At 46.5% G+C, this 16,223-nt stretch carries 15 protein-coding genes and 1 tRNA gene; 11 read left to right on the top strand and 5 right to left on the bottom strand.

From position 1 onward, the window contains the following. Positions 1-37: 37 nt before the first annotated feature. The 5 genes from QT994_RS02630 to QT994_RS02610 all read left to right on the top strand — a co-directional run bounded on the left by QT994_RS02630 (position 38) and on the right by QT994_RS02610 (position 7,408). On the top strand, positions 38-1,309 hold the full coding sequence (locus tag QT994_RS02630) for an FAD-dependent hydroxylase (RefSeq protein ID WP_333171588.1): 1,272 nt from the start codon (positions 38-40) through the stop codon (positions 1,307-1,309). A gap of 157 nt (positions 1,310-1,466) precedes the next feature. Continuing rightward, positions 1,467-1,826: a DUF6972 family protein gene (locus tag QT994_RS02625; protein ID WP_333171586.1), complete on the top strand. Its 360-nt coding sequence runs from the start codon at positions 1,467-1,469 to the stop codon at positions 1,824-1,826. Further along, entirely contained in the window at positions 1,789-2,067 is a 279-nt protein-coding gene (locus QT994_RS02620; protein WP_333171584.1) for a hypothetical protein, read from the top strand. The genes QT994_RS02625 and QT994_RS02620 overlap by 38 nt, the downstream gene beginning before the upstream one ends. Positions 2,068-2,375: 308 nt before the next feature. Beyond that, positions 2,376-3,053, top strand: a complete 678-nt coding sequence (locus QT994_RS02615) for a DNA-binding response regulator (protein WP_333171582.1) — start codon at positions 2,376-2,378, stop codon at positions 3,051-3,053. An 80-nt stretch (positions 3,054-3,133) separates the two neighbouring features. After that, positions 3,134-7,408, top strand: coding sequence for a CHAT domain-containing protein (locus QT994_RS02610; RefSeq protein ID WP_333171580.1), 4,275 nt, complete (start codon positions 3,134-3,136; stop codon positions 7,406-7,408). Here the strand turns inward: QT994_RS02610 and QT994_RS02605 are convergent. From QT994_RS02605 to QT994_RS02595, 3 genes are all read right to left on the bottom strand, one after another. Further along, positions 7,389-7,787: a hypothetical protein gene (locus QT994_RS02605; RefSeq protein ID WP_333171578.1), complete on the bottom strand. Its 399-nt coding sequence runs from the start codon at positions 7,785-7,787 to the stop codon at positions 7,389-7,391. The two genes, QT994_RS02610 and QT994_RS02605, sit on opposite strands and share 20 nt — an antisense overlap. A 333-nt stretch (positions 7,788-8,120) precedes the next feature. Then, positions 8,121-8,333: a helix-turn-helix domain-containing protein gene (locus QT994_RS02600; protein WP_006634859.1), complete on the bottom strand. Its 213-nt coding sequence runs from the start codon at positions 8,331-8,333 to the stop codon at positions 8,121-8,123. 225 nt (positions 8,334-8,558) lie between these two features. Continuing rightward, positions 8,559-8,642: transfer RNA gene (locus tag QT994_RS02595), tRNA-Leu, on the bottom strand. Positions 8,643-8,870: 228 nt separating this feature from the next. Here QT994_RS02595 and accC point away from each other — a divergent pair. Further along, positions 8,871-10,223 (top strand): acetyl-CoA carboxylase biotin carboxylase subunit, encoded by a 1,353-nt coding sequence (accC, locus tag QT994_RS02590; RefSeq protein ID WP_333171576.1) that lies wholly within the window; start codon positions 8,871-8,873, stop codon positions 10,221-10,223. A gap of 88 nt (positions 10,224-10,311) precedes the next feature. Here the strand turns inward: accC and QT994_RS02585 are convergent, their stop codons facing one another. Then, complete coding sequence (locus tag QT994_RS02585) at positions 10,312-10,596, bottom strand: YggT family protein (protein WP_006634856.1); 285 nt, start codon at positions 10,594-10,596, stop codon at positions 10,312-10,314. A gap of 124 nt (positions 10,597-10,720) precedes the next feature. Here QT994_RS02585 and psbX point away from each other — a divergent pair, with 124 nt between their 5' ends. The 5 genes from psbX to QT994_RS02560 all read left to right on the top strand — a co-directional run bounded on the left by psbX (position 10,721) and on the right by QT994_RS02560 (position 15,729). Continuing rightward, on the top strand, positions 10,721-10,840 hold the full coding sequence (gene psbX, locus QT994_RS02580; RefSeq protein WP_333127843.1) for a photosystem II reaction center X protein: 120 nt from the start codon (positions 10,721-10,723) through the stop codon (positions 10,838-10,840). 281 nt (positions 10,841-11,121) lie between these two features. After that, a complete protein-coding gene (locus tag QT994_RS02575) occupies positions 11,122-11,931 on the top strand; it encodes a Ycf66 family protein (protein WP_333171574.1) in 810 nt (269 codons plus the stop codon). A gap of 279 nt (positions 11,932-12,210) precedes the next feature. Continuing rightward, a complete protein-coding gene (locus QT994_RS02570) occupies positions 12,211-13,335 on the top strand; it encodes a redoxin domain-containing protein (RefSeq protein ID WP_333171571.1) in 1,125 nt (374 codons plus the stop codon). A 109-nt stretch (positions 13,336-13,444) separates the two neighbouring features. After that, a complete protein-coding gene (locus tag QT994_RS02565) occupies positions 13,445-14,893 on the top strand; it encodes a trypsin-like peptidase domain-containing protein (protein ID WP_333044173.1) in 1,449 nt (482 codons plus the stop codon). Positions 14,894-15,108: 215 nt separating this feature from the next. Next, entirely contained in the window at positions 15,109-15,729 is a 621-nt protein-coding gene (locus tag QT994_RS02560) for a pre-peptidase C-terminal domain-containing protein (RefSeq protein ID WP_333044172.1), read from the top strand. Positions 15,730-15,963: 234 nt separating this feature from the next. On the opposite strand, the gene QT994_RS02555 is transcribed toward QT994_RS02560, so the two are convergent. Further along, positions 15,964-16,152, bottom strand: coding sequence for a chlorophyll a/b-binding protein (locus tag QT994_RS02555; RefSeq protein ID WP_333044171.1), 189 nt, complete (start codon positions 16,150-16,152; stop codon positions 15,964-15,966). Positions 16,153-16,223: the final 71 nt, after the last annotated feature.

Below are 16,223 nucleotides of genomic sequence, written 5' to 3'. Positions count from 1 at the left end.
GTAACAATCCAATTAACTTTGACAAAATCCCTTGAAAATGCCTGTAAACCAACTTTCTCCAACCACAGCCTCCACGCAAACAGCGACACTCGACTTTGACATAGCCATCGTCGGAGGTGGCATAGTCGGGGCCACATTAGCCAGCGCCTTAAAAGATTCTGGATTAAAAATCGCTATAATTGAAACCCAACTCCCCGCCGCCGCCGCCGCCAAAAAACAAGCCTATGCAATCACCCTGCTATCAGGAATGATCTTAGAAGGTATCGGCGTGTGGCAGCAAATCTTGCCACAAATCACCACCTTCGAGCAAATTAGCCTCTGCGACGGCGACTATCCCGGCGTCGTCGAATTCCACCGCCCGGATTTGGGAAATACTGGCAAATTGCCCGTACCAAAAACAGCTTTAGGTTACGTTGGCGAGCACCGAGTCATGCTGTCAGCTTTGCAAGAATCTTTGGCAAAAAACCCGAATTTTAGTTGGGTTTGTCCGGCAGAAGTAGTCGAGGTAAAATATTTAACCGATTGCGCCGAAATAGAAGTCAAACAAAACGGCGAAACTCGGACAATTCGCACCAAATTATTAGTCGCCGCCGACGGTTCGCGATCGCGCATCCGCACCGAAGCCAACATCAGCACTCGCGGCTGGAAATACTGGCAATCCTGCGTTGCTATCACTATTAAAGCAGAAAAACCGCACAATGATATCGCTTTTGAGCGCTTTTGGCCGAGCGGCCCGATGGGAGTTTTACCATTACCTGGCAACCGTTGTCAAGTAGTTTGGACAGCACCCCACGCGGAAGCGAAAGCTTTGCAACAAATGGATGAAACAGAGTTTTTGACTTTGTTGGAACAGCGCACGGGCGGGCTTTTGGGGCGTTTGGAATTGGAGAGCGATCGCTTTTTGTTTCCCGTGCAGTTAATGCAGAGCGATCGCTACGTTTTGCCCAGATTAGCACTAATTGGCGATGCGGCCCACTGCTGCCATCCCGTGGGGGGCCAGGGATTAAATATGGGCATTCGAGACGCAGGGGCGATCGCCCAAATCTTGCAGCAAGCGCACCAAAAAGGCGAAGACATCGGCGATTTGCGAGTATTGAAACGGTATCACAACTGGCGCAAAAAAGAGAATTTAATCGTGTTAGGATTTACCGATTTTCTAGACAGATTATTTTCCAATACTTGGCTGCCAATTGTAGCATTTCGCCGCTTCGGATTGTGGTGTTTGCGGACAATTCCCCCAGTGAGGTTTTTAGCCTTGCGGCTGATGACTGGTTTAATGGGCCGGCCGCCCGAATTAGCCAAAAATTAGGTTTGTACACCCACCAACCATCAAAGAAACCGGGTTTTTTCCAAATCTTTGCACGGTCACCAAGTCTGTCGCAAAAACCCGGTTTATGGCCACCCGTGGTTCCAAGACTAAACTAAATTCATCGATGAATGGTATATAATTAAGATTGAACAGAGCTATGAGTGGAATTGACCGTGAAATTACTCTAGAAACTCGAACCAGTCTCATTGATAAACATCTCCCCGGAACCCAAAAAGCCCAAAGTGAATTTGAAAGCGAAGGAATCGTCCATCTCTTTAATGATAGAGAAACAATGGAAAGAGTGGCCGCAGAAATTAAGCTAAGAGGGGAACGCACAGGAGAGGACGATGTAGAGGACAATTATGAACGCTATGGATTGTACTTTTCAGAACCAATTGGTTATATACTAAAAGCAGACGGTACTCGGATACCACTAAATTACGGTGAAATAAAGATTAAAAAAACTACAGGTAAATACCATGTCATACCTCGCACAAGACCCCGCACAAGCTACTAAAATTAGTCAAGAATCAGAGCAAGAGACTGAGTGGGAGTTTGCGGAAATCTGGGCGGATACTCTGATATCTCCTCCTTATATCCTGATGCTAGTTAAGGAAAATTCAGGGAAATTTTGCATCCATAATCCTGCACAAAACTATAAAGTTATTTTTTATAGTGACAATTACGAAGCGGCTAAAATGTGGCTGCTAGAGGATGAATATGAGCGTTTGAATAGTCGCATTTTACGAGAAGTATAAAATAAAGTGGTGTCGCCACATCCGCCAGGGGTTCAAACCCCTGGCTAATAGCGAAAGTCGGTTGAAACCGACTGAAAAGCTGAGATAAAAATGAAAAACTCTTTAGTCCTCTTTAAGAGGACTTTTGCTATGAGACAGGGGTTGAAACCCCTGGCGGACTATCGGGCTAACCGAGGTTTCTCGCCACTCGCACCATCAAAGAAACCGGGTTTTTTCCTCAATCTTTGCAATGTTACGAAGTTGGTCGCAAAAACGCGGTACAATGATCGACTCAGCTTGAACCCAGCCCTGACGGCAATAGAAAAACTATGCAGCCCGAACAAGAACAAGAAATTCTCAACCTGCGCGATCGCCAATTAACGCCCAAACAAATTGCCCGGAAGTTAGGATTGAAAGCATCCGAAGTCAGTACCTTTCTTCAATCTCATGCAGAACAAACAGCCCTCGCTAGCGCCGAAAAAGGAGAGTTATTGCCCGTTGCTCAATGTCTCGTGGATGTAAATTTTGCGAAGGTATTGTTGGGGAATGAAACCTCTGAAACGAGCGGTTTGGGTTTAGTGGTGGTTACCCGTTCCAAGGGATACAATCGTTTTGTTACAGCCTCTTATTTGATCGACTACTGGTGTTTGGGAGTTAAGGATGCCATCCCGCCACGTAACTGCAACGATAGCCAATATAAAAATTTCGTTCAGCTTTGTTACTCGCAGTTTATGCAAGAGTACGAGGAGATTAGTTTAGAGCAAGCACAAGCCCTGGTTTGGGGTGCGATCGCCTATGCCAAAACATTAGGCTTTGAACCGCATCGCGATTTCGAGCAGTCGAAGGCTCATTTAGGAGAATCAACCAGCGAAATTGGCTTGAAATTCGGTCGCAATGGAAAACCTTGTTATATTGAAGGGCCTCACGATAATACAAGGAAAATTATCAATACGCTTAAAAACTCTGTGGGAGAGGGTAATTTCGATTACTTGTTCGGGATGGGGTAGAAATTGATACGGGGGAGCGTCAACCGCCAAACCACCAATCGTGATAAAATAAACATCCGTGTTATTGACCACTCCCCACAATGGACGAAACCCGCGCCCAAGTTTATTGGCAATTAATTAACGCGCTACTGACGTGTCCTAGCGGTAAGGAACCGGAGATTTTAAATGAGGCTAACTCAGAATTACTGGATCAGGGGTTTCTGCAAGCTTGCGAGGTGGTAGCGACAATGTTGGTAGAGCTAGGAAAGGAAACTAGAGCTCATTTTTTCCGAAATCTTGCCCGTGAATTAGGGGAATCATTGGGTATTAATGATAAGAGAAATACCGATAATTATGAAGGTGAAAATTCAGAAAATTATAGAGAGTTTATACTAGATTTATTACAAGCAGAAGAAGAAAGCAATAAGGATTTTACAGTAATTTACTCCATGCTTGCTCGACATAAACATCTCCTCACTGCTCGTTTTGCAGATGTTTTACAGCAAGTAGCCCAGAATTTAATTACTGAACATCCAGAAGAAATTGGGTTCATTGTCGGCCTCATTGAAAATTTAAGTGGTCATATTAATAAAGCTCCTATTGGCAAAAAAGCGAATAATATTGAAATTGCAATTACTGGTTATCAAATAGCTTTAAGTAATCGGGAACCGGGGAGCGAAAAGTTTGCTATAACTCAAAATAACCTGGGTAATGCCTACAGAAAAAGAATCAAGGGCTCACGGGCGGAAAATCAGGAACGTGCGATCGGCTGTTATGACGCGGCCTTAACAGTTCCTAACCTTGAGGATTTCCGTGAAAAATGGGCAGATACTCAAAATAACCTAGCTATTGCCTACAGTGATAGAATCAACGGTTCGCGGGCGGATAATCTGGAACGGGCGATCGGGTTTTTTGAGGCAGCTTTAACAGTCTATACCCTTGAAAATTTGCCTGAAGATTGGGCAATGATTCAAAATAACCTAGCTATTGCCTACAGTAATAGAATCAACGGTTCGCGGGCGGATAATCTGGAACGGGCGATCGGCTTTTGTGAGGCAGCTTTAAAAGTTTATACCCTTGAGGATTTGCCTGAAAAATGGGCAACGACTCAAAATAGCTTAGGCATTGCCTACAGTAACAGAATCAAAGGCTCACAGGCGGATAATCTGGAACGGGCGATTGACTGTTACGAGAAGACTTTAATAGTTCGTACCCTTGAAGATTTGCCTGAAAAATGGGCAGGGACTCAAAATAACCTAGCTATTGCCTACAGTAACAGAATCAAAGGCTCACGGGCGGAAAATTTGGAACGGGCGATCGGCTTTTGTGAGGCAGCTTTAAAAGTTTATACCCTTGAGGATTTCCGTGAACAATGGGCAACGACTCAAAATAGCTTAGGCATGGCCTACTTATACAGAATCAACGGTTTGCGGGCGGATAATCTGGAACGGGCGATCGACTGTTATGAAGCGACTTTAACAGTTCGTACACTTGAGGATTTCCCTGAAAAATGGGCAGATACTCAAAATAACCTAGCTGCTGCCTACAGTAACAGGATCAAAGGCTCACGTGCCGATAATCGGGAACGGGCGATCGGGTTTTATGAAGCTGCTTTAACAGTTCGTACCCTTGAGGATTTCCCTGAACAATGGGCCGATACTCAAAATAACCTAGCTAATGCCTACAGTGACAGAATCAACGGTTCGCGGGCGGATAATCTGGAACGGGCGATCGACTGTTATGAGGCGACTTTAACAGTTCGTACCCTTGAGGATTTCCGTGAAAAATGGGCACTGACTCAAAATGACCTAGGTATGGCCTACAGTAACAGAATCAAAGGCTCACGGGCGGACAATCTGGAACGGGCGATTGACTGTTACGAGAGGGCTTTAATAGTTCGTACCCTTGAAGATTTTCCTGAAGATTGGGCGGGGACTCAAAATAATCTGGCTGCTGCCTACAGTAACAGAATCAAAGGCTCACGGGCGGATAATCTGGAACGGGCGATTGACTGTTACGAGAGGGCTTTAATAGTTCGTACCCTTGAAGATTTCCCTGAAGATTGGGCGGGGACACAAAATAATCTAGCTGTTGCCTACAGTGACCGAATCAAAGGCTCAAGGGCGGATAATCTGGAACGGGCGATTGACTTTCACAAGAAGGCTTTAAAAGTTCGTACGCTTGAAGATTTCCCTGAAAATTGGGCGATGACGCAAAATAATTTGGCAAGTGCCTACATAAACAGAATCAAAGAAGAGAAAGCTGAGAATATCGAAATTGCGATCGCATTTTGCACGGCTGCATTAGAAGAAGTCTACACCCGCGAAGCCTTTCCAGAAAATTGGGCGATGACGCAAAATACTTTGGCACTTGCCTACTGTAATAGAATCAGGGGAGAGAAAGCTGAGAATATAGAAATTGCGATTGCCTTTTACACAGCTTCATTAGAAGTCTACACCCGCGAAGCCTTTCCAGAAGATTGGGCAATGATACAAAGTTATCTCGCAACTGCCTACTTTAATAGAATCAGGGGAGAAGTAAAGAACATCGAAATTACGATCGCCTTTTACACTGCTTCATTAGAAGTCTACACCCGCGAAGCATTTCCCCAATACCATGCTGTAACCTTATTTACTCTAGGGCTTGCCTATTTAGTAGTTCCCAATTTACAGCTAGCTTACAATACTTTTGCCGCCGCCATTGATACCGTAGAATTTCTGCGGGGTGAGATTCATTCTGGAGATGAAAGTAAGCAAAAATTAGCCGAAGAATGGAATAATCTTTATCTAAGAATGGTGGAAGTTTGCGTAAAGCGAAAAAACTACACTAAAGCTATAGAATACGTCGAACGCAGCAAAGCCCGCAACCTCGTCGAACTCCTAGCCACCCGCGACTTATACCCCAAAGGCGATATTCCCGAAACCGTTATCAACGAACTCTCGCGCCTGCGTCGAGCAATTGATACCGAAGAGCGACGAGTGGAAATCCAACAGACAAATCGTAACAACAACGGTGGCACAATATCGGGAGAACGCAGCCTCCAAATCGACAGCCTACAAACCACCAGCCGCGATTCTACCAATCTCACCCAATTGCGGCAACAACTCGACGAACTTCTCGTCCGCGACATCCAACCCATTGACCCTGACTTCCTGCTGACTCAAAAAGTTAAAAACATTTCCTACAGCGATATTCAAGCCCTCACAGCAGAAAATACTGCTATCCTTCAGTGGTACATCCTGGGCGACAAATTCCTTACCTTCACCATCACTCCTCAATCACCAACTCCTACAGTCTGGCAATCTTCAACAGCAGACTTTGAAGCCTTAGTAAATTGGGATAACGAGTATCAGAAAAACTACAAAGAGAGCAAACCCCAATGGAAGCAAAAACTAGCCTCCCGCCTCCAAAACCTAGCTGAGATTTTGCATCTCGATCGGATTTTAAAGAATATTCCGAAACCGTGCGATCGACTGATTTTAATTCCCCATCGCTTCCTGCATCTTTTCCCCCTGCACGCCCTATCTGTTAGCCAAGAAACTTGGTTGCAGTTTAACCCAAACAGCGATTCCTCACCCCCCAATCCTTATCTGTTAGACTGCTTTCCTGGTGGAGTCAGCTATGCCCCCAGTTGCCAACTACTGCAACAGGCGAAACAGCGACAACGCCCTAATTTCTCTCACCTATTTGCTATTGCCAATCCTACCAAAGACCGCTACTTACTTGAACTGCAAGCCGCTAACATCCGTCACAAATTCAAGTCTAATGATTTCTTGGCAAAAGATGATGCTAATAAGAACGCAATTCTAAAGGCGAAACTCAGCTTTGCCAACTGCGCCCATTTCGGTTGTCACGGCAAGTTCGAGCCTGACTCGCCTTTGGAATCATCCCTAGTATTCGCCAATAAAGAACGTTTGACACTGTTGGAAATCTTTAATCTTGACCTAAATCAATGTCGTATTGTCACTCTCTCCGCCTGCGAAACTGGATTGACAGAATCCAGAACCAGCGATGAATATATTGGCTTACCTTTCGGATTTCTCTTAGCAGGTAGCCCTAGTATGGTAAGTACCCTTTGGAAAGTGGATGAACTCGCCAGCACTTTGTTACTGATTCGGTTCTATGAAAACCTAGAAACTCTATCAACGGTTACTGCTCTCAATGAGGCACAACAATGGCTGCGGAATCTGACCTCAGAGGGGCTTGAAACATTATTAAAATGCCTCAAACCGCAAATCGATCAAACATTTAAACTGTTGCCCAAAAAAGAACGCACACGCTTTGTTAATGCTCCTCTGGATGGCGCACTGAACCGCAAGCCGTTTCCTTTTGCTGAACCTCATTACTGGGCTGGCTTCACTGCGATCGGCGTTTAGCAATCCCCTGACAAAAATTGTCCAAATTTTTCGTGCTTATGTAAATAAGTACCAGTGTTAATGGTACTCCTGGGTAAACGCCAGCAGTTATTAGCGAACCCAATGCAACAGCAAAACCTTGACTCAATACGTCTTTAAAAGCTTGCGTACAAATATGAGGACGCAATTTCTCGGCTGATTTTTCTAACCAGCTAGGCTCATTTGGGTTTTTTGCATCTAGATCGTTGTCTAATTCTCCTGACTTAATTGCTAAGGTTTCGGCTGCATATTCTAAATCGCCTTCACACTCTTCAAGTACATCAAGATCTTTTAGAGCATCGGGATATTCTTGTAATTGGGAGCGATACTGTTCAATTTCTGCTTGGGTAACGGTAATCATTGGGATAATGGCGAGCGATTAAATGAGTAATTCTTATTTTGCCATAATTATTGCAGTTCTTTTGTGTAGAAACCCGGCGGTTGAAACCGCAGCTACACAAACAAAGAAACTTCATCCCTTCTTTAGTGCCATTATATTTAGTTGCTTAGGTGGCGGAGTCTTGGGAGGGGTTGCTTTGCTAATTGCTCGTAAAGTGTTAAAACTATCATTCGCGCAGACAAGTTTACCTAGTCCCCAAAATCAACTTCCCTCTGGGGATGGGTATTCGCCCTCTGCTTTCTTTGTTAATTACATTTTCGCAGTCAAATTCTCGCGACTTACTGATAAATCTGTTTACTCTTTGACAACTTCCATCAACTCCTCAATCAAAACATCGAGGGTGCGAGCTATCTTTTGAATGGATGTGATATCAACCGTTGCTAGTCCTTCCGATCGAGCATAGTGCCTGACTGTGCTGTACGGAACCTCGGATCGATCGGCAACATCCTTTAGCGTCCATCCTTTTTCGTCAGCCAACTCTCGGATTCGGAACCTAACTAACCCCATTCTACTTGACAAACGATAAGTATCTATGTTTTTAATTCAAACACAATTGTCGATCGACAGTTAAACAGTATTTTGTATGGTGCGGATCTGTCAGAAGTTCGATCGCACTTAAAGATGTCTGATGAATCCGCAGCCTACGGTACTCGATCGACTTTCTAGAAAAACCACCCCATATAAAACAACTGCCGACAGCCAAAACCGTCAACAGTTGTTTTATATATTCAATGCGGATGGCGAGACTCGAACTCGCAAGGACATAATGCCACACGCACCTCAAGCGTGCGCGTATACCAATTCCGCCACATCCGCTCTTTCTAGCAATCTCCGGGATTTTTGCGTTACCAGTTAAAGATTTACAGGTTGAGGTTCCTGACATTTAACTTGTGACTTGCCCTTTGACACCGCCGATTTAAAATCATAGCACCACTACCAGCAAAATGTAAAATAAATTTTTGTGAACAATTTCTGCAAAACGATTATCCAGAACATACCGAAAGGCATTATTGTACAGAATATTGAGTGAATTAAGCAGCGAAGATGGGGTTCTCGAAAATTTTAATCGCTAATCGGGGAGAAATAGCTCTCCGCATATTGCGGACCTGCGAGGAAATGGGGATTGCCACGGTCGCCGTACACTCCACCGTAGATAAACACGCCTTGCACGTCCAGTTGGCAGACGAAGCCGTTTGCATCGGCCCCCCCACCAGCAGCAAAAGCTATTTAAACATCCCCAACATCATCGCGGCTGCCCTGACACGCAACGCCGCAGCCATTCACCCCGGTTACGGCTTCCTCGCCGAAAACGCCCGATTTGCCGAAATCTGCGCCGACCATCAAATTACCTTCATCGGCCCTTCTCCTGCCGCGATGCGGGCGATGGGCGACAAATCCACCGCCAAAGAAACGATGCAGCGAGTGAAAGTCCCTACAGTTCCCGGTAGCGAGGGATTGCTGGCCGACGATCGCGAAGCTTTGTCGATCGCCCGCGACATTGGCTATCCTGTGATGATCAAAGCCACAGCCGGCGGTGGTGGTCGGGGGATGAGGCTAGTTAGAGAACCCTCGGAACTCCCCAAACTATTCTCAGCAGCCCAAGGCGAAGCCGACGCAGCCTTCGGCAACCCCGGACTTTACCTCGAAAAATTCATCGAAAAACCCCGGCACATCGAAATCCAAATCCTCGCCGACAACTACGGTAACGTCATCCATCTCGGTGAGAGAGATTGTTCGATTCAGCGCCGACACCAAAAACTCCTCGAAGAAGCCCCCAGCCCAGCCCTCAGCCAGAAACTGCGAGATCAAATGGGTCACGCCGCCATTGCCGCCGCCAAATCCATCAACTACACGGGTGCGGGTACAGTCGAATTTCTGCTTGACAAATCCGGCAAATTCTACTTTATGGAAATGAACACTCGCATCCAAGTAGAACATCCCGTCACCGAGATGATTACAGGCCTCGACTTGATAGCCGAACAAATTCGCATCGCCCAAGGAGAAAAACTGCAAATCAAGCAAAACCAAGTAATTCTCAACGGTCACGCGATCGAGTGTCGCATCAATGCTGAAGACCCCGATCGCAATTTCCGGCCCCACCCCGGCATAATCAGCGGTTATTTGCCTCCCGGTGGCCCCGGCGTGCGGATGGACTCTCACGTTTACACCGATTACGAAATACCCGCTTACTACGATTCTTTAATCGGTAAAGTAATTGTATGGGGGCGCGATCGACCGACAGCCATCCGCAGGATGAAACGGGCATTGCGGGAGTGTGCCATCACCGGCGTCCCCACCACCCTGGGCTTTCACCAAAAAATCCTTGATTCCCCTGAGTTTCTCAGCGGCGAAGTTTACACCAATTTCGTCGAACAGTTCTTGAACAATAGTCAGTAGTCAGTAGTCAGTTGGCAGTTGGCAGTTGGTGGCAACTAATCCATGCGCGATGCGCGATGCCCGATGCCCGATGCCCGCCAACTGACTATTACATCATCATTGTCAGCAGCCCTTGCTGACCGAGAATCATTTCTCGCAGCAAGCTACAGATACCCACCCAAATAATCGGCGTAATGTCCACCCCGCCGATCGGCGGTACAATCTTTCTAGTTACGGCTAAAAAAGGTTCCGTCGGCCAAGCAATCAGACTCAACGGCAACTTGCTCAGGTTCACCTCGGGATACCAAGTCAAGACGATCCGAAAAATAAACAGCAAGGTCATCACGACTAGGACAGATCCCAGAATCCAACTTGCAACGGTAATACCAGTCATGGGTCTTATCTCGAAATTTTAAGTTTTGTTAAGTCAGCCGTTCATAATTTTAACCGTTTCACAGGTGCGATCGAAAGTATAAAATTAATAAAAATCAAATTGTTGTAACAAAGGCTTGGAATCTATGACTCCTTCTCTCGCGAACTTTTTGTACAGCCTGCTGGTGGGTGTTGCGCTGGTAGTGATTCCAGCAACGATCGGCCTGATCTTCATCAGCCAAAAAGACAAAATCAAGCGCACCTAACAAGTCAGCGGGTGTCTAAGTCCGGCGCTGCAAGTCAATTGTGGGCTACAAGTCGGGCATTTCCCCGATCCGAGAAACCTCGGCTGCCAGCAACTGTTAAGGCAAAACCTTCGGTTGACTGCCAAGCTGAGGTTTTTTCCCGTTAAACTCATTATTATACTCACTTCCCAAGCTGAAACCCTGACCGGACGCTGCCCCAGAAAGCACAGTCGGGCTGACAGACTTAATGATAGATGTAAAATCTAACTCGCTAACATAGGAAAGACATAGGAGATAGGCTAATGGTCAATTTAGGATTGAACTGGAGCAGCCTGTTAGGGATCATCCTAGCAGTTGCAGGGGCAGGACTGTATTTTCTGCGATCGTGGCGTCCCAAACTAGCCCGAGACCACGATATTTTTTTTGCAGCAGTCGGCCTGCTGTGCGGCGGTATTCTGTTATTTCAAGGATGGCGGCTTGACCCAATTCTGGCATTCGGTCAATTTCTGCTCACCGGTTCCGCCATATTTTTTGCAGCAGAAAGCATTAAACTGCGAGGAGCGACCACAGCCCAAGCCAAAACTCGCGCCCAATACGTAGATGAAGAGCGACCGGTCAGCAACGCCTACGGTTACGACGGCTACGATGCCGAAATGGAGCAGCTAGAACCAGAGGAAGACTATCCGCCGCGTCCCCGGATTAGAGGCAGCCAAGACTACCGTTCCTCTCGGGAAGCCTACGACGACGAACCCCGCCGCCGCCCCTCGAATCGCAACGGCAGCGTTAACACCTCCAGGCCCGACTCGCCCGAAAGAGCGTCGCGCAAACGTCCCTCTCGCCCAGAAGCCCCGCCTGCCCAAGAGTCTGACAACTGGGACGTTTCAGACAACCCCGAAGAAAGACCGACCCGCAGCCGCAGCAGTCGCCCCCCTGCTTCGGAAAACCGCAGTTCCGATACGCCGCCGAGAACCAAAAAACCCCGTCCTACGGAATCATCCAGGTCTCGCCCCAGCAACCGCGACGTAGAAGCACCGCCGTCAGATTACGTGGAGTATCGACCTGTAGAATACCCGGAAGACCAACCGGATAATTCCCCCAGTTTCGACAAATAGGCAAACATAAGTAGGTGGGTGAAACTAAACATTTATCGCCCAGCTCCGGCTTGGGACACAGCAAAACTCTAAGTTGCGTTTATTGATACCCATCTACTTATTATCAGATATTAGACTTATTAAAAAGACTGTAAATTGCGAGTGTGAAACCGCAGACAAACGTAGATATACACAGATAAAACCTAATTTTTTGTAAAAAAATCCTAACATACCCAACCTCTGGAACTAATCGACAGCATAATAATCTAAATATAAAATCCCCAATCTAAAATCAGCAAGATGCCATTACTAGAAATAGGAGATCCGGCTCCCTGGTTTTCCATCCCTTCTACAAATAACCCCTTATTTCATTTCTCGACGGTTGGTGGCCAGCGAGTCGTGCTGTTTTTCTTTGGCAGCGCAGCTTTTGAACAAATCCAAGTTATCCTCAAAAGCTTTCAAGAGCTATCAGAGGAATTCCAAAGCTTGCAAGTAGAGCGGTTGGGAGTGAGCGTTGACCCAGCAGACAAAGAACAAAACAGACCGACAACAATTGCTCCGTCATTCATCTTTTTCTGGGACTTGGATAAAACAGTCAGTCAGAAATACGGTGTTTCCCAAGATGTCGAACAAAATGGAGTTGCCGGAGTTCACTATGCACCCCAAACTTTTGTACTCAACGAAAACCTTCAGGTAATTAACATTTTGCAGATGGGCGAACCGCACCTACACGCCCAGCAAGTATTAGATTTTCTCAAAACTTTGCCCCCAATTGAGGAAGCTCGACCCATTACTGCTCATGCCCCCGTGTTGGTAATTCCTAACGTTTTAAACAAAGCATTTTGCCGTAGTTTGATCGATATGTACAAAGCTAAGGGTGGCACTCCCTCGGGCTTTATGAGGCAAATAGAGGGGAAAACAGTTTGCCTGTACGACGAGACTTTCAAGAAGCGTCGAGATTTCTTTATTGAAGACGAGGATTTCCAGCGAGAATTGAGTGCGATTATTCTGCGCCGGGTGATGCCGGAAGTAGAGAAAGCTTTTCAGTTTACAATTACCAGGTTTGAACGGTATTTAATAGGTTGTTACGATGCTGACAGCGGCGGTTATTTTCGACCGCACCGCGACAACACTAGCAAAGCTACGCTGCACCGCAGGTTTGCGATGACGCTAAACTTGAATGTGGGAGAGTACACGGGGGGATTTTTACGGTTTCCAGAGTACGCGCCCCACGGTTATAGAGGGGATGCGGGCACGGCTATTATTTTTTCGTGTTCTTTGCTGCATGAAGCCACTGCCGTGATTAGTGGTCAGCGCTTTGCTTTGCTGTCTTTTTTCTACGGTAATGAGGACGCTGCGGTACGAGAAGCTAATTTTAAGTATTTAGCTGCTGATTCAGATTCCCGAAAAGGAGAACCGGCGTGAGGAATGTCACTAGCGTGGTGCAAGTCCTAAAATAATTACAGAAGGTAGTTAGCGGTTAGCCACAAAACCTAATTCGTAGCTACCGATCGCTAAATAATAATCGATCGCCATGAATTTCAAACTTCTAAGTTTAGCAGTATCGGGAATTTTAACGGTAGGGGTAACAGCCAGCGCTACTGCGGTTGTTACAGCATCCCCTGTGCGGCAATCAACAGATTTAACGGAATTTAACTCGGTGCATTCCCAGGGTGCGATCGCCCAAAATGTCGAAGAACAAACCAATATTCGAGTCTACGAAAAGGCTAGTCCGGCTGTTGTTACCGTCGATACAGATAAATCTAACGGCAGCGGCACAATTATCAGCCCCGACGGCATGGTGTTAACTAACGCCCACGTGGTTTCGGCAGGCGGTACCGTCAATATCATTTTGTCAGACGGCAAAAAACTTGTGGCCGATGTCGTCGGATTCGGCGAAGAAGGTCTAGACTTAGCCGTGGTGAAGATTCGGGGTCAAAACAATTTGCCCACTATTCCTTTAGCCCGTCCAGGTTCGGTGAAAGTCGGGCAACAAGCATTTGCGATCGGCAATCCATTCGGTCAATTTCAAGGTACTTTTACAGTCGGAATCGTCAGCCGCATCGACCAGCAGCGGGGCTTAATTCAAACCGATGCCGCCATCAATCCCGGCAATTCAGGAGGCCCACTGCTAAACAGTTCAGGAGAATTAATCGGCGTCAATACTTCTATTTTTACTCGTGGTCGGGGCGGAGGTAATATCGGTATCGGTTTTGCAATTTCAGCAGACAAAGTACCCGCTTTCCTGACAGCGGTACGAGAAGGGCGGGCTCCCCGCGTGGCTCAAGCCCGATCGCCCTTTGGCAACAAATCACCTCAAAAAGTTCCGTTAAACGGGCCCGCCGTCAGCGGCCTCCTCACCGACAAGTCTAGCGTTCTACCCACCGACAACAGCTTTTTTGACCTCTACTCCTTTGAAGGAAAAGCCGGCCAGCAAATCACAATAGAAATGAAAAGTCAAGAAATTGACCCTTATTTAATTTTGCTCGGGCCCAACCAGCGCGAAATCGCGCAAGATGATGACGGGGCAGGCAGTAAAGACGCCAGAATTACAGTCAGGCTGCCAGCAGACGGGACTTACACGTTAGTGGCAAATTCCTACCAAGCTAGGCAGTCAGGGGCTTATACGTTAGAACTGAAAGCGAGTGCTCCTACCGCGCCTTCTCGGGCTATTTTGCAAGAAGAAGGCGCTTTAGTCGCAGGCGGCCCAGTATTGCCGTCTGACAACAGTCTGTATCGCGAGTATACTTTTGAAGGTCGATCAGGTCAGTCTGTAGCCATTTCCCTCGAAAGCACAGATTTTGATCCCTATGTTGCTATCTTTGACCCTAATAGCCGATTAGTGGCAGAAAATGACGATGCGAGTGATTCGACTAAAAATGCGTTTCTGAGCGTTACTTTGCCCGCTACGGGTCGCTACCGCGTAATTGTCAATGCTTACGATGCTTCGGGCCGGGGTCGTTACACTCTAACTGTCCGGTGAAAATTGGGCATTGGGCATTGGTAATTAGTCGAATTATTCTGCTTCCAGCTTCCGTGCATCCATTAAATCTTGTACAGTGCTCGTTGCCGAAGTTCCTTCTTCCACCCGTTAAATCCTTTACACTCATCCGTTACCGAAGTTCCTTCTTCCATCCGTTAAATCCGTTACAGAATCCGTTGCCGAACTTCCTTCTTCGTTGCAAATCGAGGTAATTCATGCGTCAAGTTAGATTTTGGGCGATCGCGCCAATTGCTCTACTAGCTACTTTTTCTGGTAAGCCGACTCTCTCCCTGCCAGTTTCAAATTTAGGTGGAGTTGCTAACAGTAGTTTCACCCTCCTTTCAGCAGAATTTCCTCAAAATTTAACTAATGCGAAGCCTGCTGGCAAGGCGGTTTTAGCTCAAGCAAGCCCCAAGCCATCGCCATCACCACAGAGCTCGCCAACTCAGAGCCCAACTGTAGAACCTCGGCCGAGTCCTGATGCGGGTTCATCTAAAGTCATTTTAGAGCAAAACGGAGAACTCACCCCTGCTAAGTCTTCTGTACTGCCCTCGGACAGCAGTTTGTACGATGAGTATACCTTTGAAGGGACTCAGGGTCAGAAAGTGGTTGTTACAGTAGAAAGTACCGAGTTTGATACTTATCTCGCTATTTTCAACTCCCAGGGCGAGCTACTTGCAGAAAATGATGATGCCACGCAGCAAAATTCCAATTCAGAGCTTACTGTTACCTTGTCTGCGAACGGTCGCTATCGGGTCATTGTCAATGCTTACGATCCGCCTCCAAAAGGTAGAGGCAAGTACAGTTTGAGAGTGCGCGAAACAACTGGAAATTAGTTTGAACGAAACTTGGGAGCCAGGGCACGGCAATGCCGTGTCCCTATAATTCAAGGACGATCGCACTCCAAGTAAGTGCGATCGACTTTGGTACATTCATGTGTTATCTGAAACTAGAAAACTCATAATTTTGTATTTATAATTTGATAAACCGTATTTTAAATAACTCTTAAAAGTATAATGGAAGTTGAAAGAGCGATAAATTTTCAACTTCCATTCTTGATTTAGATTAATTTAACGGAAACCCAGCCAGGTAAAAAAATCCTGGCGGGTGAAGAATTCTAGCAGCAAAAGTCCCACGAATCCCACCATAGCAAATCGGCCGTTGATTTGTTCTGCATAGGCATTCCACCCAAACGCGGGTTCTGGTTTTGGGGTATTTGGGGCTGTCGGTTTTGGGGATGGAGGAGTTTTAGCAGTCATTTAAAAGTTTTGAGTTTTGAGTTTTGAGTAGTGACTTTTGGGAAGCTTTACGATCGCACAACTTGTAATTT

It is taken from the genome of Microcoleus sp. S13_B4, from assembly GCF_036700885.1.
GTDB lineage: Bacteria > Cyanobacteriota > Cyanobacteriia > Cyanobacteriales > Microcoleaceae > Microcoleus.
Note: the sequence above shows the minus strand (reverse complement) of the source record. Positions and strands in the feature narration are given on the sequence as shown.

Excerpts from the sequence above, each read along its gene's own strand:
- QT994_RS02585 (WP_006634856.1), bottom strand. The coding sequence starts at position 10,596 with ATGACTGGTATTACCGTTGCAAGTTGGATTCTGGGATCTGTCCTAGTC.
- QT994_RS02565 (WP_333044173.1), top strand. The coding sequence starts at position 13,445 with ATGAATTTCAAACTTCTAAGTTTAGCAGTATCGGGAATTTTAACGGTA.
- QT994_RS02615 (WP_333171582.1), top strand. The coding sequence starts at position 2,376 with ATGCAGCCCGAACAAGAACAAGAAATTCTCAACCTGCGCGATCGCCAA.
- QT994_RS02620 (WP_333171584.1), top strand. The coding sequence starts at position 1,789 with ATGTCATACCTCGCACAAGACCCCGCACAAGCTACTAAAATTAGTCAA.
- QT994_RS02625 (WP_333171586.1), top strand. The coding sequence starts at position 1,467 with ATGAGTGGAATTGACCGTGAAATTACTCTAGAAACTCGAACCAGTCTC.
- QT994_RS02575 (WP_333171574.1), top strand. The coding sequence starts at position 11,122 with ATGGTCAATTTAGGATTGAACTGGAGCAGCCTGTTAGGGATCATCCTA.
- QT994_RS02560 (WP_333044172.1), top strand. The coding sequence starts at position 15,109 with ATGCGTCAAGTTAGATTTTGGGCGATCGCGCCAATTGCTCTACTAGCT.
- QT994_RS02605 (WP_333171578.1), bottom strand. The coding sequence starts at position 7,787 with ATGATTACCGTTACCCAAGCAGAAATTGAACAGTATCGCTCCCAATTA.
- QT994_RS02555 (WP_333044171.1), bottom strand. The coding sequence starts at position 16,152 with ATGACTGCTAAAACTCCTCCATCCCCAAAACCGACAGCCCCAAATACC.
- QT994_RS02630 (WP_333171588.1), top strand. The coding sequence starts at position 38 with ATGCCTGTAAACCAACTTTCTCCAACCACAGCCTCCACGCAAACAGCG.
- psbX (WP_333127843.1), top strand. The coding sequence starts at position 10,721 with ATGACTCCTTCTCTCGCGAACTTTTTGTACAGCCTGCTGGTGGGTGTT.
- QT994_RS02600 (WP_006634859.1), bottom strand. The coding sequence starts at position 8,333 with ATGGGGTTAGTTAGGTTCCGAATCCGAGAGTTGGCTGACGAAAAAGGA.
- accC (WP_333171576.1), top strand. The coding sequence starts at position 8,871 with ATGGGGTTCTCGAAAATTTTAATCGCTAATCGGGGAGAAATAGCTCTC.
- QT994_RS02570 (WP_333171571.1), top strand. The coding sequence starts at position 12,211 with ATGCCATTACTAGAAATAGGAGATCCGGCTCCCTGGTTTTCCATCCCT.
- QT994_RS02610 (WP_333171580.1), top strand. The coding sequence starts at position 3,134 with ATGGACGAAACCCGCGCCCAAGTTTATTGGCAATTAATTAACGCGCTA.